Origin of the sequence: Aminipila butyrica, from assembly GCF_010669305.1 — a bacterium.
Lineage (GTDB): Bacteria > Bacillota > Clostridia > Peptostreptococcales > Anaerovoracaceae > Aminipila > Aminipila butyrica.
The window spans coordinates 368,033-393,695 of sequence record NZ_CP048649.1 but is presented as its reverse complement, the minus strand read 5'-3'; the positions used below and the strand labels follow the sequence as shown (position 1 = coordinate 393,695).

The 25,663-nt window shown below is 45.3% G+C and carries 24 protein-coding genes and 2 tRNA genes; 9 read left to right on the top strand and 17 right to left on the bottom strand.

The window, feature by feature from the left end; translation table 11 throughout:
- Positions 1–107 precede the first annotated feature (107 nt).
- Both Ami103574_RS01835 and Ami103574_RS01830 read right to left on the bottom strand, forming a co-directional pair.
- The gene (locus Ami103574_RS01835) at positions 108–2,729 is read right to left on the bottom strand and encodes a DUF3794 and LysM peptidoglycan-binding domain-containing protein (RefSeq protein WP_163065047.1); all 2,622 of its coding nucleotides are present in this window, start codon (positions 2,727–2,729) and stop codon (positions 108–110) included.
- A 20-nt stretch (positions 2,730–2,749) separates the two neighbouring features.
- Positions 2,750–2,938 carry a hypothetical protein gene (locus Ami103574_RS01830; protein ID WP_163065046.1) on the bottom strand — a complete coding sequence of 63 codons (189 nt, stop codon included), beginning with the start codon at positions 2,936–2,938 and terminating at the stop codon, positions 2,750–2,752.
- Positions 2,939–3,037: 99 nt separating this feature from the next.
- On the opposite strand from Ami103574_RS01830, the gene Ami103574_RS01825 reads away from it, so the two are divergent.
- The gene (locus Ami103574_RS01825; protein WP_163067894.1) at positions 3,038–3,622 is read left to right on the top strand and encodes a chemotaxis protein CheC; all 585 of its coding nucleotides are present in this window, start codon (positions 3,038–3,040) and stop codon (positions 3,620–3,622) included.
- A gap of 96 nt (positions 3,623–3,718) precedes the next feature.
- On the opposite strand, the gene Ami103574_RS01820 is transcribed toward Ami103574_RS01825, so the two are convergent.
- The 4 genes from Ami103574_RS01820 to tadA form a co-directional block, all read right to left on the bottom strand.
- Complete coding sequence (locus Ami103574_RS01820; RefSeq protein ID WP_163065045.1) at positions 3,719–4,375, bottom strand: GntR family transcriptional regulator; 657 nt, start codon at positions 4,373–4,375, stop codon at positions 3,719–3,721.
- A gap of 24 nt (positions 4,376–4,399) precedes the next feature.
- Positions 4,400–5,368, bottom strand: coding sequence for a 4-(cytidine 5'-diphospho)-2-C-methyl-D-erythritol kinase (gene ispE, locus Ami103574_RS01815; RefSeq protein ID WP_163065044.1), 969 nt, complete (start codon positions 5,366–5,368; stop codon positions 4,400–4,402).
- 68 nt (positions 5,369–5,436) lie between these two features.
- The gene (locus Ami103574_RS01810) at positions 5,437–6,285 is read right to left on the bottom strand and encodes an Ig-like domain-containing protein (protein WP_163065043.1); all 849 of its coding nucleotides are present in this window, start codon (positions 6,283–6,285) and stop codon (positions 5,437–5,439) included.
- Positions 6,286–6,302: 17 nt separating this feature from the next.
- Positions 6,303–6,779 carry a tRNA adenosine(34) deaminase TadA gene (tadA, locus tag Ami103574_RS01805; protein WP_163065042.1) on the bottom strand — a complete coding sequence of 159 codons (477 nt, stop codon included), beginning with the start codon at positions 6,777–6,779 and terminating at the stop codon, positions 6,303–6,305.
- A gap of 315 nt (positions 6,780–7,094) precedes the next feature.
- Between tadA and Ami103574_RS01800 the strand changes: the two genes are divergently transcribed.
- Positions 7,095–8,747 carry an amidohydrolase gene (locus tag Ami103574_RS01800; protein ID WP_163065041.1) on the top strand — a complete coding sequence of 551 codons (1,653 nt, stop codon included), beginning with the start codon at positions 7,095–7,097 and terminating at the stop codon, positions 8,745–8,747.
- 66 nt (positions 8,748–8,813) lie between these two features.
- On the opposite strand, the gene Ami103574_RS01795 is transcribed toward Ami103574_RS01800, so the two are convergent.
- Positions 8,814–11,390, bottom strand: coding sequence for an FAD-dependent oxidoreductase (locus tag Ami103574_RS01795; RefSeq protein WP_163065040.1), 2,577 nt, complete (start codon positions 11,388–11,390; stop codon positions 8,814–8,816).
- 174 nt (positions 11,391–11,564) lie between these two features.
- Here Ami103574_RS01795 and Ami103574_RS01790 point away from each other — a divergent pair, with 174 nt between their 5' ends.
- Positions 11,565–12,233: a Crp/Fnr family transcriptional regulator gene (locus tag Ami103574_RS01790; protein WP_163065039.1), complete on the top strand. Its 669-nt coding sequence runs from the start codon at positions 11,565–11,567 to the stop codon at positions 12,231–12,233.
- A 71-nt stretch (positions 12,234–12,304) separates the two neighbouring features.
- Here the strand turns inward: Ami103574_RS01790 and Ami103574_RS01785 are convergent, their stop codons facing one another.
- Positions 12,305–13,372: a hypothetical protein gene (locus tag Ami103574_RS01785; protein ID WP_163065038.1), complete on the bottom strand. Its 1,068-nt coding sequence runs from the start codon at positions 13,370–13,372 to the stop codon at positions 12,305–12,307.
- 59 nt (positions 13,373–13,431) lie between these two features.
- Between Ami103574_RS01785 and Ami103574_RS01780 the strand changes: the two genes are divergently transcribed.
- Positions 13,432–14,124 carry a CvpA family protein gene (locus Ami103574_RS01780; RefSeq protein WP_163065037.1) on the top strand — a complete coding sequence of 231 codons (693 nt, stop codon included), beginning with the start codon at positions 13,432–13,434 and terminating at the stop codon, positions 14,122–14,124.
- Here Ami103574_RS01780 and Ami103574_RS01775 read toward each other — a convergent pair.
- Entirely contained in the window at positions 14,121–15,275 is a 1,155-nt protein-coding gene (locus Ami103574_RS01775; RefSeq protein ID WP_163065036.1) for a PucR family transcriptional regulator, read from the bottom strand. The genes Ami103574_RS01780 and Ami103574_RS01775 overlap by 4 nt on opposite strands.
- Before the next feature lie 26 nt (positions 15,276–15,301).
- Positions 15,302–16,387 carry a histidinol-phosphate transaminase gene (gene hisC / locus Ami103574_RS01770; protein ID WP_163065035.1) on the bottom strand — a complete coding sequence of 362 codons (1,086 nt, stop codon included), beginning with the start codon at positions 16,385–16,387 and terminating at the stop codon, positions 15,302–15,304.
- Positions 16,388–16,617: 230 nt separating this feature from the next.
- Between hisC and Ami103574_RS01765 the strand changes: the two genes are divergently transcribed.
- Positions 16,618–17,769 carry a DUF3810 domain-containing protein gene (locus Ami103574_RS01765; protein WP_163065034.1) on the top strand — a complete coding sequence of 384 codons (1,152 nt, stop codon included), beginning with the start codon at positions 16,618–16,620 and terminating at the stop codon, positions 17,767–17,769.
- 7 nt (positions 17,770–17,776) lie between these two features.
- Here Ami103574_RS01765 and Ami103574_RS01760 read toward each other — a convergent pair whose 3' ends face one another.
- The gene (locus Ami103574_RS01760; RefSeq protein WP_163065033.1) at positions 17,777–18,322 is read right to left on the bottom strand and encodes a flavodoxin family protein; all 546 of its coding nucleotides are present in this window, start codon (positions 18,320–18,322) and stop codon (positions 17,777–17,779) included.
- A gap of 234 nt (positions 18,323–18,556) precedes the next feature.
- On the opposite strand from Ami103574_RS01760, the gene Ami103574_RS01755 reads away from it, so the two are divergent.
- Positions 18,557–18,631, top strand: a tRNA-Arg gene (locus tag Ami103574_RS01755).
- A gap of 255 nt (positions 18,632–18,886) precedes the next feature.
- Here the strand turns inward: Ami103574_RS01755 and Ami103574_RS01750 are convergent.
- Positions 18,887–20,824, bottom strand: coding sequence for a methyl-accepting chemotaxis protein (locus tag Ami103574_RS01750; protein WP_163065032.1), 1,938 nt, complete (start codon positions 20,822–20,824; stop codon positions 18,887–18,889).
- A gap of 294 nt (positions 20,825–21,118) precedes the next feature.
- On the opposite strand from Ami103574_RS01750, the gene Ami103574_RS01745 reads away from it, so the two are divergent.
- The 3 genes from Ami103574_RS01745 (at position 21,119) to Ami103574_RS01735 (ending at position 23,154) form a co-directional block, all read left to right on the top strand.
- Positions 21,119–21,194: transfer RNA gene (locus Ami103574_RS01745), tRNA-Ala, on the top strand.
- A gap of 243 nt (positions 21,195–21,437) precedes the next feature.
- Positions 21,438–22,013, top strand: coding sequence for a sigma-70 family RNA polymerase sigma factor (locus tag Ami103574_RS01740; protein WP_163065031.1), 576 nt, complete (start codon positions 21,438–21,440; stop codon positions 22,011–22,013).
- Position 22,014: 1 nt separating this feature from the next.
- Positions 22,015–23,154 carry a DUF4179 domain-containing protein gene (locus Ami103574_RS01735; RefSeq protein ID WP_163065030.1) on the top strand — a complete coding sequence of 380 codons (1,140 nt, stop codon included), beginning with the start codon at positions 22,015–22,017 and terminating at the stop codon, positions 23,152–23,154.
- A 136-nt stretch (positions 23,155–23,290) separates the two neighbouring features.
- On the opposite strand, the gene Ami103574_RS01730 is transcribed toward Ami103574_RS01735, so the two are convergent.
- From Ami103574_RS01730 to Ami103574_RS01710, 5 genes are all read right to left on the bottom strand, one after another.
- Positions 23,291–23,887, bottom strand: a complete 597-nt coding sequence (locus tag Ami103574_RS01730; protein ID WP_456298135.1) for a DUF3885 domain-containing protein — start codon at positions 23,885–23,887, stop codon at positions 23,291–23,293.
- A complete protein-coding gene (locus tag Ami103574_RS01725) occupies positions 23,884–24,312 on the bottom strand; it encodes a hypothetical protein (protein ID WP_163065028.1) in 429 nt (142 codons plus the stop codon). Before Ami103574_RS01725 ends, Ami103574_RS01730 begins: the two co-directional genes overlap by 4 nt.
- 187 nt (positions 24,313–24,499) lie before the next feature.
- Complete coding sequence (locus Ami103574_RS01720; protein ID WP_163065027.1) at positions 24,500–24,799, bottom strand: hypothetical protein; 300 nt, start codon at positions 24,797–24,799, stop codon at positions 24,500–24,502.
- Positions 24,792–25,214 (bottom strand): hypothetical protein, encoded by a 423-nt coding sequence (locus Ami103574_RS01715; RefSeq protein ID WP_163065026.1) that lies wholly within the window; start codon positions 25,212–25,214, stop codon positions 24,792–24,794. The genes Ami103574_RS01720 and Ami103574_RS01715 overlap by 8 nt, the downstream gene beginning before the upstream one ends.
- A gap of 17 nt (positions 25,215–25,231) precedes the next feature.
- Positions 25,232–25,648, bottom strand: a complete 417-nt coding sequence (locus Ami103574_RS01710; RefSeq protein WP_163065025.1) for a hypothetical protein — start codon at positions 25,646–25,648, stop codon at positions 25,232–25,234.
- Positions 25,649–25,663 lie beyond the last annotated feature (15 nt).

Below are 25,663 nucleotides of genomic sequence, written 5' to 3'. Positions count from 1 at the left end.
ACCTCCTGTCCGCTCACTCCCTTATTTGGAAGTATGGCCAACAGGAGGCTTTTTATTCATCTTTTGCCCAACATCTCTTTTATTATGTAGAAAATATCACCCTTTTTTTATTTCACAATTAACAGTTTCATGCCCTCCGGCAGAGTCTGCTCTCCAGACAGATCGTTAATCTCCGTAATCATCTCCATTGTAGTCCGGTATTTCTTTGCAATATTCCACAGCGTATCATCATTTTTAGTGATATATACCACCATGCCCGGCTTTACACCGCCGTCTTCTTTCGCTTCCACAAAGCAGACATTTTGAATGACCTGATACTTATCCTGCCCGTATACAGAGGAAGAAATAAACAAGTTGGCGTTAACCTCAATCTGTTTGGCATTAATGCGGTCAAACCACAGTTCCTTGATAGCAATTTCGCTGTTCGCCTTGGTGTCGCCCCGACCCATAGGAATCTCCATCGATCCGCGGAAATTCAGTTCTTTATTCAGACGGAATGCAGCCTTACTCTCATCCTCCGGCAGACAGAGCAGCGTAATAGCAATAGTGCCTTCAACAATATTTTTGTTCTGTTCTAAAAAGCTCCGGCTATTTTGAATATCTCCGTAGATATAAATAACCCGCTTAACTTCCCCATATTTTTCTGGCACATTGATAATCTCCCGGACTGCCGCTTCGGTTACTCCGCTGCCGCCCAAGGACATGGCTTCCAGTTCTACCTTGTCGCAAACCACGTCTCTGGTCCGGTGGTATATGTCGGTGACGATCTCCCGCTCCAGATTCTTGTAAATTTCAATGGTAGTTTCTACTCGACCATCCAGAGAAAAAGCATTTTCCGGCCCATCGTCTTCCGACGGCTCTTTGATGTGTACATTCAAGCTATTGTAATGGAAAGAAATCTTGCTGCCCTCTGCCGGATTTGCAATAGGAATAAACTGGGTAAACTCTGTCTTTCCCTGGAACAGCTGTGGCGACAGCCTCGTCACAGTAGCGCCCTCTCCGGCCTCCCCATCCGTATCGCTGACACTGCCTAGATACAACACGTTGCAATAGATGGTGGCATTGACTACCGCCTTATCCTCCGTAACCTGTTTGTGATTCTCCACGATATCAATGTCATATTTTAAAATCCGTTCTGGCTTAGGCTGGGAATCTTTTAGTGCCAAGGTTTCGTTGATCTCCATGACATCTGTTTTTCGCTCTGACACGTGAGTCATCTGGATCTTTTCCTTTAGCAGCTGGAGTTTTTCTCCTCTTATGCCTTGGAATACTTGCATCTCTACATTGGCATATTCTCGCATGGTCAGCCGAACTGTTAACTTTGCCCGGAATTTTCGTTCATTGATTACCGTATAGTCTACGCTCTCAATCGTCGGTTGAATAGCCAGCCTGGAAAGAGGCTCCGCTGCCACCGGCCACTCGGTTTTAAAAGGCAGTCGAGACTGGATATTGATGATATGGTGCTCCCCAGTGTAATTTTCAGGAATGTACAGGGTATGCAGCTCAACCTCTCCGTTAATCTTAACCGAATCCTGACTCAGCTGTCCTACCCGGATTTCCGAGTCGCTGAGGCTGGCTTTTCCGGTCATGGAAAGGATGGAAGCCAAGTCCTCCTTGGTATCTGGCACCAAGATATCTTCTTCTATATAGACACGGGTCTCCGGCTTTTCCCGGATATCGGTCATCTTTAATTCGTTGGTCAGCAGCGAGCCTGCCGTTGGCACAATGAGAGCCGCTTCGCTGTTTGCTCCTGCGGCAGGTGCTGTCACAGCCGACTTTTCCTGAGTTCCCTGCCGGCTTCGATGTGAATCTTGGTGCCTTTCTTCCGGTACCCACGCTTCTACAGATTGTTCCGAACTTTCTTCCTGCACCTCTTCCGCTTCCGTTGCGGGGGCCCAGGTTTCCAGCACCTGCTCTGATTCAGGTGCCGGCTGTCCGATGACAGCAACCGTCTCCGGCTCTGCCTCTGCTTCTGGCTGGTCGACGGCCAAGACGGTCTCCGCATCTGCTTCCACTTCTGCTTCATTGACCGCTATAACCGCTTCTGGTTCCGATGCAGTTTCTTCTTTGTTTATTTCCGCTTCAGCTTCCAGCTTTGCTCCTGCGGAAACGGCTTCGGACTCCAGCTCAACCTCCGATTCAGCTGCTTCTGTCCGGACTTCTGCCAGAACAGACTCCGCGTCAAGGTCAGGCAGCTCTTCTGGCGCCCAAGCGGCTGTCAGCAAATCAGCTTCCGTATTTTCTATAGCTTGCAGGTCTGTCGGTGGCTTGGCCTGAGGCATCAGTTCTTGCACAAGCTGAGCTTCCAACTGAGCCCAAACATCCTCTGGCAGAGTTCTCGTGCCAGTGCTCCGGCTTTCCAAAACTCTTTTTAAATCCTGCCGACGTTTCTGGCTGTCCCCTTCCGGCTTCCCAAATACGGCCTCTTCACCAGAGGTCCCTGCTGGAGCATCCGTTTCCGATGCAGCAAAACTTCCGCCCTGAAAATCCCGGCCTGGAAATCCTGTGCCGGCCAGGTCGTTCTCTGCTTGGTCCTCTTCTGCCTTGTTGAATGGAAAGAAGCTGTATTCCTCTGTTCCTTCTGCTTCGTCTGGCAAGTCTCCTACACTCTTCTCCTGATTGTGCAGGTTCAACAGCCGGTCGTAAGGTGATGGATCGAAAACATCCGGTTCCTCAGGCTCCCTTGCCGGCTGAAGTGCAAAATCAGGTATATTCTTATCATAGGTCATGATTGATTCCCCCTTATACGTTAGATTTGCAACGCGTATTCTGCGGCGTTGTCCGCATCTGCATACTTGAACACAATACAGTTTATTCCTAGTCCTCTCTTTGTATTACAACTTGTTTCTGGCAAATCTGCCTGGAGGTTACCCCCTTGTCGACCATCTGCGGTCGGGTTTCCTTCTGAATCCAGACTATAGGAAAACCTGTCTGCCAATCTCCAAAAACAATTGAATCCCTACAGCTTTTGTGGTACTCTAAATGCATTAATTCTTTATTTTAGTAGTCAGTGCGTCATATACAAGGAGTGTGCGACATGGATGTAACAAAAAAAGAAATAGATGCTATTGGTGAGCTTTTTAATATTGGCATTGGCTCTTCAGCAACAGCCTTATCCATCATACTGAACAAGACAGTCAACATCTCCATTCCCAAGATAGACATTGTCTCCCCAAAAGAGCTGGATATCACTTACCTGGAGCCAGCTTACGGTATCAGCGTGGACTACGTAAAGGGATTGAAGGGAACCAATTCCCTGTTACTGAAACGGGATGATATTTTGCGGATGGTATCCCAAATGACTTCTATGGAGATTACCGAAATCGATGAACTTTCCAAGAGCGCTATCTGTGAATTGATGAACCAGATGATGGGCTCCTCTTCTACGGCTTTGGCCACGTTTCTTAATAAAGAAATTGATATCTCTACGCCGAAGCTCGGTGAAGTACTGGATACCAACTCCTACAAGGAATTCATGTATGGTCGGTTTCATTCCGTTATGACGATCACTTTTACCTTAGAAATAAAAGATTTTTTAACAACTAATTTTGTAACCGTCATGAGTGACGACATCTTCCAGACCATCTTGGATGAAATGCGGCGGATGCATCCCATTACATAATCAATGATTCAACTACAAAAAATTATAAAGCGGTACCTTTGAGATGTATTTTCTCTCAAAAGTACCGCTTTTTTGTTTTTAAATTTACACGGCAAGCTAGACGCCTTCGGTCATAACCAGCTCTTTCAATTTCTTTATGTGGGTATCAGCTGCCTCCTTGGCGGCCTCGGCATTGCCTTGCGCAATGGCGTCAATGATAACTTGGTGCTCATGGGGCATGTTTTCCGCCCGCTTAAAATCGTCATAATATAAGTAACGAAAGCGCAGTGCCATTTCTTGCAGTGGCTCGATAAGCTGCAACAGCGTCTTGTTGTTGCTGGCTTCCACGATTAGTTTGTGAAACTGAGAATCGTAGTAGATCATATCCGCCGTACTACCCGTCTCTACCGCTCGATTATATTCTTCCTCTGCTTGCTCAATACATTTCAGCTGCTCCGGTTTCATCTTGCTGGCAGCGATAAAAGCAGCCAGCCCCTCCATATTCTGCCGTACCTCTAAAATCTCCACCATATCCTCTGTAGAAATTTGGGATGCGTAGGCACCTCTGCGGGGCTCTATGATGACCAGGCCTTCTTTCTCCAGCTTACGAATCGCCTCGCGGATGGGAGTCCGGCTCACGCCCATATCCTCTGCCAGTTCTACCTCCATCATTCTCGTGCCAGGAGCAATCTTTCCTGTCAAGATCTGTAGTTTCAATTCCTCATAGACAATTTCCCTCAACGGTCTATGGTTTTGAATATCAAAGTTTAGCATATTTCACCTCATCATCTTCTTATTTTATCTCAATGTTTTCGTTGCATACGTCTCCTCATTCACGTCACATAAAGCTTCATAATCCTGATTCATTTTATCTTCTTCAAAATAAAGGGCAAATACGGTGGGACCACTTCCGCTCATAAGCACTTTAGCGGCATTGCCCCTTTCGACAATCTTGTCTTTTGTATACATAATGATAGGATACTGCTTTATGGTGAATAATTCAAGCAGATTTGCCATAATCTCGATTATTTTTTCATAATTATGAGACTTTATGCCCTCTATAAGCGCTTTTGTGTCCATATGTCGTTGTAATACAAGGAGTTTTTCTCCATCCTCAGGCTTTTCCAACCCTAATTCTTCATCAATGCCCCGGTATACTTCTGCCGTAGACACACCCAAAGGGGGCTTACTCAGCAACACGTAAGCAGGCAGGGCCGGCAGCGGCGTTAGCCTTTCACCAATGCCTTCTGCATAGGCGCAGGTACAGGCCAGCGGGTCTCCACTGATGGCGTCTCCCAGCTGCGGATTTCCCTTAGCTTGACCCATGATGCAAAAAGGCACGTCGGCTCCCAACGAAAGCCCTATACGGCAAAGCTCTTTCACTGATAACCCCGCCTCCCACAGCGCATTCAAACTGTGGAGGACCGCAGCACCATTACCGCTTCCTCCCGCTAACCCCGCAGCTACCGGAATATTCTTTTGTAAAAATATGTAGACCGTTCCTCTTTTACCTAATTCTTGAGCCATCCGCTCTGCCGCCTTATAGGCCAGGTTTTCCGAGCTCACCGGCAAGTCTGCCCGATTAGATTCCACTCGAATTTCCACTCCTGGCAATTCCGGATTCTCCGTCCACCTTACTGTCACCACATCGTGCAGGTCCAGTTGCTGCATAATCATTTCTACCTGATGATACCCGCTGGGCAGGATGCCCAACACGTCCAAGGACAGGTTGATCTTCGCATAAGATTTTACGCTGATCTCCTTCATCTCATCTCCCCGCTTATCAAAACAGCTCACCTTATGGCCTAGCATAAAGTGAGCTGAAAAATTTCCGCTTATTTCTTTTTCTTGCCTTTATTTTTCGGACGAGTCGTTCCTGCTTGAGCTTGCTTTCTAGCCCTCTCCTCTGCCGCCGCCTTTCTGCCGGTGAGGTATGCACTACCTCCCGCAGCAATTGGACGAGGACCTTTCACCCGCTTGTTGTCATTTAAGACAGCGTCTTCATCTTCATCGGTCCATTCTTCGGCTTCCTTGGCTAGCTTTTTCGCTTGCTTTCGCCGCTGCTTCTCTTTATCCTTCTGATCCAAAGCAACAACTTCTTCTACGGACTTTCCCGTTTCCTTAGCTACTTTATATGGATTGACTTTCTCTTCTACGCCCGCTTCTTCTTTATCCTTTTCCATTTGCTTCTTAGCCGCTCTGCTGGACATAAAGACTACACCCACCACCATGATACCCATCATGGCCATGTTAGCCTTCATAGCGGAGCTGGTATCTACCGTGTTAAAAGTGATGGACTGATTCTTGGCTAAAGTATCACCAGAGGCCGCCATCACATCCTTGGAGATAGACAGCTTATAGGTACTGTCTGAAAGTAGGGTTTGATTATCTACCAGAACAAGAACCAGTCCCTCTTCCTTTGGGCTGTAAAGCACGCGGATAGGCAGGGCCTTGCCTTTGGCATCGGTCAGCTTAAAGCTTTCCAAATTTTCCTCTATATTGTTCTTAGCAATCATCTTTTGATTGAAGTACAACTTGACACCGGAATTTTCCACCTGCATGCCTTTATCCCCATCTCTAGGATAAGAATCCTCCAGCTTTAAAGTTCCTGCAAAACCAAAAGATGTGGTCATCATAACCATTAACAATACCAGTGCCGCTATTGCACCAATGGATCTTTTCATGTGCGTTCCTCTACTTTCTATTTCGTAAGTTCTGATTCTTTCTGTTTCTTCCACCGAGAACCTCTTTGGCGCAAATCCCTGAAAAAAGATTTCAAAAGACTGGCGCATTCCGCTTCCATCAGACCGGTTTCTATTTCTACAAAATGATTTAATTTTTCTTCCTGAATAATGTTAAATACAGACCCACAAGCGCCTCCTTTAGGGTCCATGGTACCAATATGCACCTTATGAATCCGGGACCAAACCATGGCTCCTGCACACATGGCACAAGGCTCACAGGTTACGTACAGTTCACAGCCCGCCAGCCGCCAGCCGCCTAAAGTCTTCGCTGCCTCCCGTATGGCAATCATCTCTGCGTGAGCCGTAGGATCTCTCAAGGTCTCTGTCTGGTTATAACCTCGACCGATAATCTGTCCATCTTTCTCCACCACTGCACCAATGGGGATTTCCCCGCAGCTATAAGCTTTTCTCGCTTCATCCAGCGCGTCTATCATGAAATTTCTCATATACCTTACAATGTTATCACAATTGCCTGTATTATTCAAGAAAAAAACAATTCCTGAAAGCCTTTTATCGTCGCCTTTTACTAGTCTGGTTTTCGCCTTATTGGTCCACTTAGATAAAAGGTCTGTATAAATAAACTTTAGGACACATATCTTTTGTTTTTAACTACTTTTATTAAAAATTCAAGGGAATAAGATTTTATCGATACCATTTTTAGTTTATAATTTTACATATTCAATCTATACTTCGACCGGCAATGGAGAAAATCTAATTACGTTACAAATGTAAGAGAGGGGTCTTAACACATGAGCACTATATTACATAACGGCAAAGTCTATCTTGAAAGAGAAAAATTTGCAGAAGCTGTTTTTATCGAGAATGGCTTGATTGGCAAGGTTGGCAGCAATGAGAAAATTCTAGCTCTGGCAGATGATTCTTGCCAATTCATCGACTGCAAAGGAAAAACAGTTATTCCAGGCTTAAACGATTCTCATCTGCACATTCTTCTCTTTGCAGATTCTATGGCCCAAGTATCCCTCATGGACTGCACCTCCATCGGCGATATAATTGACCGATGTAAAACGTTTATAGCCGAAAACCCGAAAAATATTCAACACGGCCTTCACGCGATCGGCTGGAATCAAGATCTTTTCACGGATGAAAAGAGAAATCCCAACCGGTTTGATTTAGACAAGATTTCCACGGACATTCCTATTGTGTTGGAACGGATCTGCGGTCATATCATCTCTACCAATACAAAGGCTATTGAGACAGTCGGTATCGACGGAAAGTCTCCTCAGTGGCCGGGAGGCACCTTTGAGCTGGGTTCAGACGGGTACCCCAATGGGATCTTTACAGAAAACGCCTGTAATTTTGTTAAAGAGATTATTCCAGAGTTTTCTCCAGCCGAAAGGGCTCAATTGTTCATTCGCACCATGGAATATGCTGTTGCTCATGGTCTTACCAGTATACAAAGTAACGATATTGGCAGCACCGTGCTAGATGCAACCGCTTACTTTTCTATGTTCCATCAGATATTTGATGAAGACAAAGCCCTTCTTCGCTACCGTCATCAAGTGTGCTTTAACCGGGTGGCCGATTTCAAAGAATACCTAGAAACTGGCGAATATGCTCGGGGAAGCTATCCAGAGGACTCCTGGCTGACCCTCGGTCCCTTAAAGCTCTTTAAGGATGGCAGCCTGGGGGCTAGGACGGCTTTCATGCGGCAAGAATACGCCGATGATTCCGGCAACTTCGGATTGGAATGGGTTACCAAAGAAGAAATGGAGCAATATTGCCAACTAGCCGCGGAAAACAACTTGCAGGTCATCACGCATGTCATCGGCGATGCTGCCATCGAACAGACCATCGACTGCTATGAAAAAGCCTTTATCGACGGAAAGAATAAGCTTCGCCACGCTCTCGTACACTGTCAGATTACCGATAGGTCCTTGCTAGAGCGAATTGCTCGCTTAGGAATCCTGGTCCTGTATCAGCCCGTTTTTCTGGATTATGATATGCACATCGTAGAAGACCGCTGCGGTAAAGAACTTTCTTCCACCTCCTATGCCTTTAAAACCCTTCATGATTTAGGCGGTCTCATTTCCTACGGAACAGACTGTCCTGTGGAATCCTGCAATCCGTTTCCCAACCTTTACAGTGCAGTTACCCGAAAGGATTTTCAAGGCAATCCGCCGGAAGGCTTTTATCCCCAGGAGTGCGTAGACATCTATACCGCCATCGATGCCTATACTACGGGCAGCGCTTATGCGGAATTCATGGAAGATAAAAAAGGCCGAATCAAAGAAGGCTATTATGCAGATATGGTCATCCTGGATAAGGATATTTTTACTATTGACCCCATGGACATTAAAGATATCCTTCCAGAGCTCACCATGGTCGGGGGAAAAATTGTCTATCAGAAACCCGAAAATAACTTAGCCATTCGCTGCAATTAAACATTAAGAATCAAAAAAGCTAAGCGCACCTTTTTTCCTGCGCTTAGCTTTTCTATATCTTTTATCTCAGATAAATAAATTTACATTGGCTTGCTCTGCATCCCCCAAGTAGGCCGCTACACCGCCCAGCCCCACACCGTCGATCAGCTCCTCTTTGCGAATACCCATCACGTCCATAGACATGGTGCAGGCTACCAGTTTAACACCATTCTCCATGGCCTTCTTCATTAAGGCCTCCAGCGAATCCACATTCTTGTCATTCATAACCTTCTTCATCATTTTGGTGCCCATACCGCCCATATTCATATTGGATAGTTTTAATTTAGATACGCCCCTTGGCATCATCCGTCCAAACATACCTTCAATAAACGGCTTTTGTATCGTCTGTTTCTGCTGCTTCCGCAAGGCGTTTAATCCCCAGAAGGTAAAGAACATGGTTACCGGACGGCCCATGGCTGCGGCCCCATTAGCGATAATGAAAGAAGCCAGCACTTTATCTAAATCCCCGCTGAATACCACCATGGTCTTTCCCTGAGGCAACTCTGCCACTTTGGTTTCCCCTTCTCCTATACCACCGCTCTGAGCTGCTCCTTTTTGGAGGTACACCACATTCTGCTTGCCCTCTCGTTCTCTCTTTACCAAGGTATTGCCTGTGCGCTTACACCAGGACTCAATGTCAGCGGCAAAGCCCATATCCGTAGCAGAAACCTTGATAAGGTCCCCTTCCTCTATTTCGTTGACTGCATTGTACACTTTCATAATAGGTCCCGGACACTGGAGACCGCTGCAATCCACATTTTTAGTGATAACCAGGTTTTCTAAGCCCAACGAAGTTGCTTTCTGCACATCACCGCTATCCGTTACCGTCCCGCCCCCCGAGGGAAAGGGGGTCCCGCAGGACCCGTCCTCCTTTCCACATAAGGTATCGTGAAAGACTGACCGATAGAATCCCGCACCTCCCGGATACACGGCAACATGCTTAAACCCAGCATTCATTAAAATCCGAGCCGCGTTATAGGCCCGAACACCAATTGCACAAAAAGTCACTATCAATTGATTCTGGTCCAACTCACCCAACCGTTCTTTCAACTGTCCAAATGGAATATGAACTGAATCTGTCGGAGCAAAAGCCATCCGCTCAAAGCTTTCCCGCACATCCAGCACCGTCACAGCTGGCACCCCAGCTTGTTCTGCCAGCTCTTCCCGCTTTTCCAGCCCATTCCAAGGCACGAATCGCACCAATCCGTTTAAGATATTCTCACTGACAAAGCCTAACATGTTCACCGGATCCTTGGCGGAGGAGTACGGTGGAGCATAAGCCAGTTCCAGCTTCTTTAAGTCTGTAGCGGTAGCCCCCAGCCGAATGGCAGTAGCAATCACGTCAATCCGCTTATCCACTCCATCCACTCCCACAATCTGAGCACCGAAAATCTTACCCGACAGTCCGAACAACAGCTTCATAGTCAAGGTCGTTGCATCCGGATAGTAGCCTGCGTGAGACTTTTGACTGATCGTTGCCACAAAATAATCTACCTCTGGCTTTTTCCCCATACGAATCAGCGCTTTCTCGTTAAGCCCTGTGGCTGCTACCGTCAAATCGAAGACCTTGGCTACAGATGTCCCTTGGGTACCCTCATAGGTCTCTGGGTTTCCTTTCACTGTGCCGAAGCCTGCTGCAATATTGCCAGCACAAATGCGAGCCTGCTTGTTCGCCGGACCTGCCAGCGGAATCATGGTTTTTCCCTTTTCGATGAACTCCGTTACCTCAATGGCATCGCCTACCGCATAGATAGATTCATCTGAGGTCTTCAAATAGTCATCGACCAGAATACCCCCTCGCTGATTCAACTCTAAACCAGCTTCCTTCGCCAAAGAACTGTTGGCCTTGATGCCGATGGACAGAATCACTAACTCCGCTTCTACCTGGCGTCCACTGGCCAGCGTTACCCGGTTTGTAGGCACAGGGGTCTGCGCAACCTGTTCAAACGTCTGAACACCATCAGACAAAATCAACTCCACGCCGTTCAGCTTCATATTCTCATGGACCAGCTGCGCCATTTCAAAATCCAACGGGGTCATAACCTGATCCTGCATTTCGATGACGGCTACCTGACAGCCCACCTGCCGAAGATTTTCGGCCATTTCTAAGCCGATAAATCCGCCGCCAATGACCGCGGCCGTCTTCGGTTTCTTTTCTGTGATGTAAGTTTTAATCCGGTCGGTGTCCGGAATATTCCACAGGGTAAAAATCCCTTCTCCCTGAATGCCTTTGATTGGCGGAACAATTGGCGTAGATCCGGTAGCAAGCACCAGCACGTCGTAGTCTTCTTGGTACTGACTGCCATCCGCTGCCCGCTTGACAGTCACTTTCTTTTCTTGTCGCTGAATAGACAGGACTTCGTTGCCTGTGCGCACTTCTATGTTAAATCGCTGCTTCATGGCTTCCGGCGTCTGGAGCAGCAAAGCTTCCCGCTGCTTAATCACGTCACCTATATAGTAAGGGAGACCACAGTTAGCATAAGAAATGTAGTCGCCTTTTTCCATGATAATGATTTCTGCATCTTTATCAAGTCTTCTAAGTCTTGCCGCAGTGGTAGCTCCCCCTGCAACTCCGCCTATAATAACAACTTTCTTTCTATCCATTTACTTATCCTCCATCTTTCATTAGTAATGTCATTTTAGCGGCTTTTACAAAATGTTTCAGTGATAAAGTCACACTTTTTTAAAGCGTATGGTATACTAAATTTATAGACTTTATAATATATTTATTTTACCACTGTTTTCAGAAAATTCAAATAGATATTCGAGGTGATCGGTGTGATTGATGAAAAAATGCTTTCTGAATTATATCCTTTTTGGGCGCAGCTTACGCCTCCCCACAAGGCAGAACTATCTGCCAATACGGTGCTCCGCACCTTTAAACCGGGAGACATCGTCCATGGAGGCGGGCAAGAATGTACGGGAGTCTTAGGTGTTATCAGCGGCCGCCTTCGGACCTTTATGCTGTCCGACGAAGGCAAGGAAATAACCTTGTTTCGCCTAGTAGAAGGGGACAACTGCATGTTATCCGCCTCCTGCATGCTTAAGAATATTTCCTTTGATGTCCACGTGTCAGCAGAGACTCCTACACAATTGGCTATCATCAGCCCTGTTATCTATGATAAAATTGCCAAAACAAGCCCTCGAGTAGAACAGTTTATGAACGATATTATTTCCATGCGCTTTTCCGAAGTTATGTGGATAGTAGAACAGGTATTATTTATGAAAATGGATAAACGACTAGCATTGTTTTTATTGGAACAATCCGCCCTGGATCAGAGTGATACAATTGCCCTAACTCATGAGCAAATTGCAGGTCACTTGGGCACAGCCCGAGAGGTAGTCACTAGAATCCTGAAATATCTTTCCGGAGAAGGCTACATCACCGTATCCCGCAAGGGTATCGCTATTGTAGACCGCAAAGGCTTATTAAAAATGACAGAGTAATCTCTGTCATTTTTTATGAGTTATTTTGGGGAGATGGCCCCACCGCTGCCAGAAGCTGACAGGCATAGGCATCATCCCCTTCTCCCCTTAGGGCTGCGGGTTTCAAGCGGAATAGGCTCCACGATATCTCCAGTATCCTTATCTATGGCTGTAATCCAGTAGCCATACGCTGTCATACGATTTTCCATGGAACAGTCTGCCTTGGTAGCTTCCAAGCCTTCGGCTCCAGCGATAGGCTGCCAAAGGACGAAGCCAGACTGGCCCCCCTCCGGCTGCTCCTCTTGAATGAAGCGGCCCGGTATACCCAAGTAGTACATATTGGCATCCTCCCCCAATATGTAGTGGCGGTATTTCGTAGCTCCCCACATGGCGCCTGGTGATACCAACGGCAAATGCTTCACGTTGGCAACACGCCGCCACCGAGCACCTGTCTTGTCCTTGCTGAATGGGTAGACCAGATCAGCAAGCTCCGCCGTCTTAGCGGTCTTCTCACAGGCTTCCTTGACATATTGATTGTAAAACTGGTTATAGTTAGCCCTTTTTTTAGTTACAAAATCCCCTGTGTCATAAGGTCCTGCTTCCAGAGCTTCGTCAAATACATCTTTTCCTGCCTTTGGCGGCTGTTCCAAACGACGCTCTCGCTTCTGTTCCGACTCTTCCTGCTCTTCCATGGATTCCTCCTCGTTGCGATTTACTCGCTCTGCACCCGCTGCCATAACAGTGCTTCCGGCAAAAGCCAGCTTTCCTTTCAACACTGGATGCAGTGGTTCCTTGTTGTCCCTCATGGACACCGCTGCCACAATAGCCACAGAATAATCGCTCAGCTGGCCTCCCCGACCATCTACATTTCCTGGCTCAAAACGAAAATAATTCTCTCCTGTCCCAAATCGGTTTAAAATCAGTGATCCCACTACTGCATGAATCGTCCGCTCCTTTTTCTCCCCAAATAAAATTAATTTGTAAATGTAGCGGTTGCGCTCAAAAAAACGCAGATTCTGGGTGCTCAAAGAAATCGCGCCCTTGCCGTTGCCTGTCTCTATTCTCAAGTTTCCATATATGGGCTGTTCTGACTTTGCCGCAAAATCGCGATTTTCCTCAGAAAGAAGTACCATGGCTTTGTTATATTTTGTATATTCCATATTGCCCTCCCCCGTTATTTTTAGTACCATACTATATATATGGGAAAGGAGATCCATTTATGATACTTGATGCCATCATTGCCGCTGTAGTTATCGGCAGCATGCTGCGAGGATTCCACCACGGATTGCTGCGCAGCTTTGTTCGTCTGGCCGGATGGCTGGCTTCTCTCAGCGCAGCCTTCATTCTGTCACCAAAATTCAATGACTTTATTTTGGAGCATACCAATTGCTATGATTCCATTTACGAAAATGTCAATAAAAAAGTCAGCACCACGATGTCCCCTGCTGAGATGCAGGGAAGTATGCCGACTATTATACAGGAACCGCTGACCAACATGGTCCACACCCTGTCCGGCTCGATTTCAGCCGGTTTATCTAATTTATTTTTTACAATCGCCTGTTTTCTGATTGTGGTACTGGCCGTTCAGGTTGTCCTTCATACCATCATCTCGCTCTTTTCCAGAGAGCACAATGACGGTATCAGCGGTCTTCTGGATGGAACGGCAGGTATGCTCTTTGGTTTCATCAAGGGCATCATTTATGTTTTTGTGCTGTTAGCTCTGATGATTCCAACCGTTTCATTGTTTTTCCCGGAAGCCTTGACCCTGCTCACAGAAAATCTGAACGCTTCCCATCTGGCCGGTGAACTGTATAATAACAATTTGATTCTGCTAATTATGCAGGACTTATTTCCGGACAAAACCCCAGATGTGGTGCTGGCGGCACTTCCGTGGGGCGCCTCACACCTCTAATCAAGGGCTTTATCCATGAGAATGCGCAGCTTTACAGCTAGGGCAATGGTTTCCTTAAACTTAATGTCGTCATTCTCCATATCCAACGCATATTTTACTTTGTTGACTCGATACCGAATGGTGTTCTCATGCTGGTTCATGACCTTGGCCGTCGCTTTGTAATCTCCCGCGTTAGCCACATACGTCTCCATGGTCAGCAGCACCTCCCGGGCATTTTCCGAAGAGACCTTATCCTTTACTGCATTGATATAGGCTTCATAGAAATCCTGAGCCTCCTTGGTATCCTTTAGAGACACCAGCAACTGCATAACCGATAAGGGATTGTATATTCGAAAATCAATGTTCATGGTCTTAGCTGTTTCCAGGGAGCGCCGACCTTCCTCTAGTGCTATTCCGATTTCTTCTTTAGGGTAGATTCGGCTAAATCCCACCTTAGGTTTGTCAATAGCATTGCGAAGCTGTTCTGCCGTCCAATCCGAGTGCTCCTGGAGCTGTTTCAATTTGCCTGCACTGAGGATAAATATTTTATAGCTTTTATTTCGCAGGTAAATATCCTGAGTATTATTTAAGTAGGCCCCATGAGTCTTCAACTCATCCATTTCAGAACGAAAGGTACCATCCACATAGATGGTCCGCACATATTGCTGTACATCAGGCTTTATGCTGTATAGAATGTCCAGTTTTTCCTCCTCAGAGATATTTCCATACATGATTTTATCCAGCTTCAGGTTGTTGATTACATTCAAGTTCTCGATGGAAATATACTGATTTATCGTGTCCATAATACCAGCATAGGAAGGATCTTCCTTCATAAAAATCAACGGGAAATTGCTGTCATCGCAAATTTTTAAAACGTCCTCCGTGACCACTCGGATGTTCTCGTCGGTGACAATTAAAAGCCCGCTGCTTCCGGTATCGATTAGGGCATGAATGTAATCGTAAATCCCCTCAGCATCCTCCTTGAATTGATGCAGATCAGTGATAAAAAAATCGCCGCTGGTGAGGATGTTCCGGTCTAAGATTTCGCTGTTAGCCGGGTAATCAAATACCATGACCCGCTTGACCTCCCGGTCAGTTCCTGGTTCTCCAGCTAAAACAGTTGCTCCTTTAAACATATTATTTTTCAAAATTTCTTTCAGTGATATGTACATTTCCTTACCTCTAAAGACTTCCTCTTTTACTTTTCACTGTCTCTCAGTTCTTCAATGCCGAGGATGTCCCTAGTGGCTTTCAGCAGTTGTTCCATCTGCTCTGGAGTGCCTATGGTAATGCGGACATAGTCGACAATTTTTGGTGAGTCGCTGTGTTTTACGAGAATATTTTTCTCCTTCAACGCTTGGCAGTAAGCCCCTCCACCCAAGGAAGGGTACCTGGCAAACAGAAAGTTTGCTTGGGAATCTAAAACGGTAAAGCCCAAGGTTCTCAGCTCTTTGGCAACGGCCTCTCTGGTGCGCTTTACATCGTTTATACATTTTTTAAAATAATCTTGATCTTTCATGGACGCAGTCCCTGCAATAACCGACAGCCTGTTGATGTTATGAGGATGGAACGCTCTTTTAATCCGATTCATGTCTTGGATAAGCTCTGGGCTGCCCATAGCAAAGCCGATGCGAGCTCCTGCCAGATTTCTTGATTTGGAGAAGGTCTGAATAACCAGCAGGTTGCTGAACTGCTCAATCAACGGAACACAGCTCTCTGCACCATAATCCCCGTACGCCTCATCGATTACTACCAGATTATCTGAGTTCGCTCGAAGGATGGCCTCCACCTGAGCTCTAGTCAACGCGAGGCCCGTCGGTGTATTGGGATTCGCCAGCACAATAGTCCCATCTAGTCCGCAGTAATCCGCCGGATCAATAGTCAGTTCGTCTCCCAGCGGTACCTCAATTTTACTGCCGCAGAAAGCCTCTGCACAGGTGCTATAAAACTCATAGGTCAGTTCAGGAAAATAGACTCTTCCTTCTTGGTTTTGAAAAGCCATGAAGACCAAGGCCAGCAGTTCGTCTGAACCATTGCCTACCGCCACTTGACTTTCGTCTAAGCTGAAATTTTTGGCAATGGCCTTTATAAGCTTCTCTGCACTAGGATCTGAATATAGTCTCAGATTGTCGATTTCAAATTGATCAATGGAACGGTAGACAAAGGGACTGGCCGGATAAGGGCTTTCATTGGTATTTAATTTAATGGTTTTTTTCTGTTGTATCGGCTCCCCCGGCTCATATGGCCTCAACCGGTCATACTTTATGCTAAAAAAACGGCCCATTCAGTTATTTCCTCCTGTCACTTCTATATTCCCACTCTGCTGCACAAGCTGGTCCTGCACAGTTTCTGCGAATGATTGTTTGAGTAACTCCCATATATTTCAGTATAGCATCCTTACGTTTAAAAACATGTCAAAAATTACAAGATTACAATTTAATTATTTACTCGAACAGTTATAAATTTTGTCGTATGATAGAACCATTAGTATAAAAACGGAGGGAGGGAACCGCTATGAGCCGTAAACTGCTGACTTTTTTTAAAATTTATCCATATGCCCTGCTCTACGGATTCGGTACACCTCTCCTGTGTGCCGGGTTGATTTTGCTTGTCCGAACCTGGCCTCAGCTAGGTCAGCTGTATGCAGCTCACATCTTTCCCTTCTTTCCCAACAGTCTGGGTCGAATTTTATCCCTCTTCCCTTTTTCTGTCTTAGAAATGGACTTATATTTGCTGGTCTCCATTCTAACTGCTGGAGTTGTTCTCCTGCTGACTGCCTTTGCAGCCTATATGCTGCAAGCCATTAATAAAAAAGCCGGTTTGTATGCTTTCGTCTCCCTGGCTATTCTGCGAGCTGTGCCCAAGGCTCTGATCCTGCTCCTGTGTCTGGCTAGTACCGCCATACTGATGCTGACTCTGGCCTGTGGCCTCAACTATTCCCGAGAGGGTATCGCCAGCGACATCGGTATTTTTCCTGCACCAGCCGCCCACCAGGACCTGGTACAGCTATCCAGTCTGCTTATCGCTGACCTACAAGAAACCATTCCCCTACTATCAGACACCAGTCTGGACACCGATTCCCTCCACAGGGAATCCACCCTGGCAATGGAGAATCTAGGGTTTAGATACCCCACTTTAAGCGGCTATTATCCAAAACCAAAACCTGTACTCATGTCCTCCTGGATGTCCCAGCTCAACCTGACCGGCCTGTTTTCGCCTTATACGATTGAGGCGAACTATAACAATGACGTGCTTGCCTACATAAAGCCTTACACCATCTGTCATGAACTAGCCCACTTAAAAGGCTACATTCGAGAAGACGAAGCCGGCTTCATTGCCTACCTGGCTTGCAGCCGCTCTTCTTCGCCAGAGCTGCGCTATAGCGGAACTCTGAACGCTCTAAGCTATGTGCTGGCCGCTCTGTATGAGGACAGCTCTCAGGAGGAATACCAGCAACTTCTTCTCCAGCTGCCGGAACGTGCCCTGGCTGATCTGACTGAGAATAATCAATATTGGGACCAGTACCAGGGGAGTGCTTCCCGGCTCTCCGCCGCGGCTAACGATACCTACTTGAAGGCTAACGCTCAGGCCAACGGAATCCAGAGCTACGGGCAGATGGTGGACTTGCTGCTAGCCTACTACGGGTTGAATAATCAATCCGTATAACCTGCTCCTACAACTCCCTGCCCAGGCCTCTGGCCTTGTGCAGGGCCATCGTAGAAATTACATCTCCAGGCTTCTGCACCGACGGCACCGGCAGATAGCCCCGATTCTCCCACTGTAAAAACTTTACGATATTATCATAAGTTGCTTTCAGCCCATCAAAAACATACATCTCATCCATCTCCGCACAAGTAATCAGTACCGACTCTTTAACGTTTAATGGCTGCTGTCCCATGTAGAAAGAATACATTTTATCGATGGCGGCCTTCAACTTGGCCGGATAGCTGAACCAATAGACCGGGGTCACCAGGACCAGCGCATCTGCCTTACTCAAAAGAGGCGCTAGCTCGTTGAAGTCATCATCAAAACTGCAAGCTTTTGTTGTACTGAAACAGGTATCACAAGCGTGACAGCCGCCGACATTCTTTTCTGCTGCTTTCCACTTGGTCACGGTGTGGCCTGCCGATACCGCGCCTTCTATAAACGCTTCTGCCAGTAAATCACTGTTTCCGCCGTCTCGTGGACTTCCGGTCATTACCAGTACATTCTTCTTCATCTTTTTGCATCCTTTCCGCACCTGTTTCTCAGCACTTTTCATCTCTTTATGTATTTGCCTCTATATGAATCTTGCTACTTGCTTTTTCTCACGACAATAGTATAGCATAATATTTTGAATTTTGCGACCATAACCCACCTACTCAGAGGCAGGTGCAGGTCTTTATTTCAAGGTCAGCAAAAGGCTCTTGAAAATACCCATAAAATGTGCTAGTATTAGAAAGTTATCTGATATGTCTCCGTAGGTAAATGGATATACCAAAGCTCTCCTAAAGCTTAATTGTGGGTTCGATTCCCACCGGGGATACCAAGACAGGAACCGTTGCCTTGCAGCGGTTCTTTTTTGTCTTCCTTAATAGAATTATACCAAATTCAAGAAGAAAAAAAAGGGGTCCCCCAAAATAATTGTAATTACTCCATTCAGATCATGTGAATCTTCGGGAAGAAGAAAAAATCAGGTGTAAAAAGACTTTTTCTCTGGATGGTAAAAAACCCTCAGCAGACAATGTGCCGAGGGCCTTCCCTTTCCGTGTTACTATTCTATTTAACGTGTCGTTCCCTGTTCTTATTTCAGCAGAAAACCATTTACCCGCTCTTGCAGCCCATCAGCCTGCGCCAACAATTCCTCGCTGGAAGCCGCACTTTCCTCTGCGGTAGCAGAATTGGTCTGTACTACTGCCGATACCTGGTCGATGCCTTCATTAATCTGGCCGGCTGCCGAAGCCTGCTCCGATGCTGACACAGAAATCCGTTTAACCAAAACAGAAACTTCCTCCGCCACGGCTACAGCCTTAAACAGCGAAGATGCCGTATCATCTGCAATAAAGCTGCCTTTTTCTACAGCCGTAATAGATTTTTCAATCAATGCGGTAGTGCTCTTGGCTGCTTCCGCACTCTTTCCTGCTAAATTTCGAACTTCGTCGGCTACTACCGCAAAACCTTTCCCATTTGCACCTGCCCGAGCTGCTTCTACCGCCGCATTCAACGCTAAAATATTTGTCTGGAACGCAATGTCTTCAATGGTTTTAATAATCAGACCGATTTGACCAGACGTATCGCTGATTTCCCCCATAGCCGCGACCATCTCTTGCATTCTGCCATTACATTCCTGCAAGTCCTGACTGACCAGATTCATTTTCTCGTCGCTGGTGCTGGCATCCTGAGCTGTAAGCATAATCTGCTTGGAAACCATCTCCATGGTAGCTGACAGTTCCTCTATGGTGCTGGCCTGTTCCATAGAACCCTGAGCCAAGGCCTGTGCCCCAGCTGCCACCTGCTCTGAGCCTGTACGCACTTGTGAAGAAGCTACCGCAAACTGTCCGATGGTCTCGTTAAGACCCTCCGTGATGACAACCAAAGACTCCTTTATCTTATGAAAAGCACCTGGATATTGGGCTTGAGATTCTACAGTCAGATCTTTTTCTGCCAGAGCCTCCAGCACGTTGGAAATATCTCCAATTAATATCCGGTAATTGTCCACCATGCCATTGAGGCGTTCAGCCATAAGCCCTACTTCGTCCCGTCTCACCACCGCCAATTCCACAGTCAAGTCCCCTTCATAAATCCGGTCGATGGCTTCCAGTGTATCCTGAATCGGTCCTACAATCTTATTGGCCTTTCTCCAGGTAACAAAAATAGATAAGACTAGCATAGCCAGGCCCAGTGCCACCATGCAAATCAGAGAAATTTGAAGCTTTGACATAAATTCCGATTCTAAAGCGGTCACGTTGACCGACCACCCATCGGTACCTGCAACAGGGCCATAGGAACCAAACTTTTTATCCCCTTTCCAGGTATAAAATCCAAAGCCTGACTTGCCATTGACCATTTCTGTTTCCACCGCTGCCACAGCTTCGTACGTTTTTGGGTCTTTCTTTATTTCTTCTAAATTATTCTGGCGAGATGCTACCAGCGATTTGTCATTATGGACAACCTTAGCCCCTGTCCGATCCAAGATATACGTACTTCCAGTCGTTCCTACCTGTACAGATTTGATAATTTCTTCAAACGTGGAATACGGAATAGTCATAGCCACAATATATTGGCCGCAAGGATAGGCATACTGAAAAGACACGTCTTCTCCCGTTACCAGCGGATTGCTTAACAAGCCAGTTTCACCGGTTACACTTGCCACTGCTGAATCTTCATCATAAACCTGGCCAGTGAGCACCGAACGCTTATCCCCCTCATTGACGATATCGATGCTTTCAAGTCCATACATTTCACATAATTTTGACAAATAGACTGTTATCTGACTATTATCCGATCCATTCAGCGTATAATAATCTCCTGCTGCTTCAGCCAACATGCCAAAGCCATCAATTTGTAAAGTTATCTTTTCAGAAACTAAATCGCTGGTTTCTCTCATACTTTTTACCAGCGATTGCTTCGTAGATTCATAAATAAAATAAATAGACATAGTCGCCAATATGGCGATTACAACGGTGAAGAGAATGGCTATAGTTCTTACAAAATCAGTTCGAATACTTTTGTGGGATATCATGTGCAAAGTCTCCTTTCAACGGTATCACATACACTAATTCCTCGATATCAAATCACAGGAGCTGCGTCGCTCCATGATACGAGTAACAAAACAATCACGATTATTGTACCATATCAAAAGTGAAAAAAATATACAAAATTCTCCTTTTTTGTCTAACCTTGTCGATTTTTTTCACAAAACTTAAAGAATAGGACTCGACACTCCTAATATTTTATAGTACAATGTCAAAGGTAAGGCTGATTTATGTAAAATCGCCTTCAAAGAAGGCTGTAACAGCCATCTTTGAATCCCTTTGGGGCGTTAGCGCAGCTGGGAGCGCACCACACTGGCAGTGTGGGGGTCAGGGGTTCGAGTCCCCTACGCTCCACCAATGTAAAAGTATCACCAAGAGTACAGTTTCTCTTGGTGATACTTTTTTGTGTTTCATGATTAAATAAAACTAAGTCCCATATAAAAGTACGTCCTCACCAAAAATTTTTACTTATTTTTGCGAAAAATTGTTTTATCTTTCGTTTTATATAGTGTAAAAGCTTTTACACGTTTGAGACCTTACCCTTCTGATAAGGATTCGAAAGGCTCAGTACCGTTTAAGGTACCGAAAAGGAGTAGATATATGAAGATCGGTCGTGAAAATTATATACGGCGATTAAAAAAGGGAAAAGAAGACGCGCTGGAATTTATCATGGAGGAATACCTCCCTTTAGTAAAAGGCATTGCCAGTCAGGTGCTGCGCCCTGTGGGCAGCCGGGAGCTGGTGGAAGAATGTATTAGTGATATTTTCCTATCCCTGTGGCATCACGCTAAAAAATTCAGAGGAGAGAACGAAAACGATTTCCGCAAGTGGGTTTGTGCCATAGCCAAATACAAGTCCATTGACTATTACCGTAAAGAAATAAAACGGACGGAAATTTTGTTCCCTGAAGGGGAATCGGACTATACGTCTTCGCCGGGAGCTTCGGCAGAGGCCCAGGCAATTTTCAATGAGGGTACCAGGGAACTGGAGAAATTGCTAAACAGCCTTTCTTCCGCCGACCGTAGTATTCTTATCATGAAATTCTTTTGGGGTATGACTTCTGAAGAAATTTCAAAGAAATTAGGTATGACCAAATCTGCCGTGGACAACCGTATTTACAGGGGAAAAAAACAATTGGTGAACGAAGTAACGCAATTAGAAGCTGGGGGGCTGTAAAATGAAAGATATTTATGATTTTTTTAATGACGTGGATATTGAGGTAAATGAGTTTCAGCCTATGGAGGCCGATGAACTGGAAAAATCCAGAATCAAAAAAAGAGTGCGCGAGAAGATTCAGGAACATTCGCCCGAAAGCGGATCAAAAAAGAGAATTCACGGTAAAGTAGCAGCAGCAGCGGTTCTTTTTGCCACAGGCATCGGGTGTTTCGGCTGGGCGTTCCCTTCCTATGCCAAGGAAGTACCTGTCATCGGTGATATTTTCCGTTTTCTAGATGGCGGCACCACGGGAATCTATGATCTGTACCAGGAAAAGGCCTTAAACATCGACATGACAAAGGCTGCCAAGGGCATAGAAGTAACCCTGAATCAGGGGGTTTATGACGGAAGGACTCTATCCCTCACCTATACCATTAAAACTGGAAAAGATCTTGGTGAGGACTTGTATCTCCGAGAAGATATCGAAGTGCCTTCCGTCACCGGGTATGGCGGCAGTCAGCAACTTAAGCAGGTCAGCCCTGGTGTCTATGTGGGACAGAGCAATTACAACCTTTTTACTGAAAAGGAAGAACGAAATGCCCTTTCTTTCCGTTGGGTCGTTTCCTCTATTGAAAGTCTGGGCGAAGAAGGGTTTTCAGAGGAAAAAGCCGTTGACTGCAATTTCAATTACAACGTAACGCTCAAGGCCATGGACAGCAAAAGTCTGGAGCTAGCTGATAATCATTCTACCATTCAAAAGGTGCGTATCAATATAGAGCGTCTCACCATGACGCCAATTAACACGATTCTTTACTACTCAGAGGAATCTCCTAAGCAGTTGTCCGATTATGTAGGTCTAGACTGGGAAATCAAAGACGATTTGGGCAATATATATGAATATGATGGCAACGGCGGGTCAGGAGAAACTCATGAAAAGATCCTTAAAATGAACTCCAGCCTTACCATTCAACGTCTTAATCCCGAGGCTAAAACCTTGTTTGTCACACCAATCTTACAGCTGGGAAATATGCAGGGAGGTGGTGTAGCCATTGAGGACGATGGGACAGAAACACACTTTACTCTTGACGCCTTGCCGGAAGGTGTTACTCCAGGAGAGTGGCACATGAAGCAGATCTCTATTGACCTAAGCTCCATAAGATAACACCAGGAAAGATTAACGCCTTAAAATCGGCATTTAATTTCTGCTAACCCCTATGCTTACCTAGTATGGGGGTTTTTTATAGCAGACACAGACTGGTCCGCAGAGCTTCTTCCCGCTGGGGGGCACGCCATTGTCTCTATTTTGCTCTCTTTTCTGCCGGTTTACTGACCCATAGCCCTCTGTCATCATAAAGGTGAAAGAGACAGCTGGTGGCCATGTCCAGAATGAAAACTTTAGAGGCCAAATCATATTTACCACCTATATCGGAACAAATGATTTCTAAAAACAAACGCCTCGTGTCAATGTCCTTTGCTTCGTACAGCCTGCGGGTGCAGACATGCACCTCTTGGTTGTTGGCCAGCGCAGCAGGATAGGTTTCTTTCATAGGACTAAACTTCCAGAAAAAGCAGTAGCTTTCCGTTTGCCCGATTCCTTTGAGACAACTCTCGAAAAAAAATATGTTTTCTTGTTCTCTTTCACTATAACAATCCTCATAGACGATAAGAAGATCTGTGCCAACATGTAACCCATTATACATGTTCTCAGCAAGGTTCAAACATTCTGCCACATAAGCTTCATTCATTTGATTCCCCTCCGCCAAATAAGGGCTTCCTTCTGCCAGATTTGTGTGTAAACAATAGGGGAAACGCAGCATAAACAAAGGGCTGTCTAGGACCTCTGGCGAAGGTTTATGTTGTTTTAATATTTTCTGAAGTTTTTCTTTTGGTGTCATTTCAATTCCTTTATATCCATTAAGGTTTTTCTTAAGTTTGTAAGAATCTCCGTATCCTCTCCATCATTAAGATGATTTGCCAATACTTCATAATACTCAATAAACCCCTTTAAAATTATAAGCAGGGTTTCCTTTGATAGTTCCTGATCTGCACATATGTTTACCTGGTTCCACAACTCATCTGCCGATAGACTGGCCTGTTTAGCCGTTTCATATCTAAAGGTCAGCTCTTCTTTCGTCTCTTCATCCTCTTCAAACTCTTTCATAAAATCAAGAAGCATGGTGCCGATCTCTTCACTCCATATCGCTGCTTTATTGATTACGGATTTTATCCGCTGAAATTGTAGTTCGTCAAAATTTAATGTTTCTTTCATTTTGTGCAACTTTTCATTTGCCAGTTCAAATTCATCCGATGGTTCATACATTTTAAAATCTCCTTATCAACTATTTATTTTTGCCTATACCTTTCCTCTCTTTTATTTGTATTTGGCTTGTTTCCACTCATAAATCCCTGCTAGCAATAAGCCTATGCCCACAATAAAGCTGCAAATTATCTTTATAACACCCATGTCAATATTTCCCCCTTTCTCGTTACTTTTTCCTTATTACTCATTATCCGCTGATTCCAAACCACACAAGCAGGGCAGCACCCATGAATCCCACAACAAAACCGATTTTACCATATGTCCTCTCACTATATTTGTCAGCCTTGTAGAAGAAAATCGTCGCTATCCCGATAAAAAGTAGCGCTAGACTCCCTTTCCATGCCGAATTTCCTTTGACAAAGCAGATCACGGTTAGAACCTGGCTAGCCGCTATCATAAACTCCAAGGCATAGCTTTTTGCATGGGTATCGATTTGTTTGTCGCGCTCGTCTTTGAGCGGCCGCTTTAAGTATGTGTTTTTACTCATTTTCTGTGGCTACTCCTTCCTCATATAGAATTTCCAAGCCGTGAAAGAAAACTTTGATTTCAACAGTCTTCCACCCGGATTCTTGAATCAAAATCCCTTCAAAATAAGCACTGGTTTCGTTATACATTTCATAAATCAAATCTATATATCCACTTTGTAAGTCTTTTTGTAATACCTCAAAACCCACACCTTCTCTGCGACTGTCCCGAAGATATTGAATTTCATATCCCGGACTAATCAGTTTAGAAAATGTCAATTTGGCAGGTCCGGTGCGTACATACTCCCCAGCTTTTAAGATATACAAGCCCTGCGCCAATTCAAAGCTCAAAGACTGTTGAGACAACACCGCTCTAGTTATATAGCAGTCGTGCATATGAAAGCCTGGATTCTGTAATAAAATACGAAGTGCGTTCATTCATTTACCTTTTCCTTTCACATGTTTCTCTCATAATAAATCTCTGAAAAAAAGTTCACAAACCTTGAAATTGCAAAAATAAAGGAAAAAGACACACCCATAGCAATGAAATTTTCCTCACCCGATTGTTTACCTAAAATTAAAAACAAAAAAATCAGCGCAAAGTTAATGGTTTGAACTACATCAAAAGCCTTGCTTTTCGAACTTAAAGAGATAAGACGATTGCGTTCCTCTGTTCCTTCAAACTTTTCCCGCTTTACAGCCTCCTGATTGATGCCGAGATAAATCTCACTGATACCGATTATCGGCAGCAGAATCATCAAAATAATGCGTGTACTATTAAATCCTTTTAAAAATCCAAGTACAAGCAGACATATCCCTAAAAGAAGTGACATCATCCCAAAAACAAATTTTTTCTTGTCATAAATCTTCATATTGCCCCCCTTTTT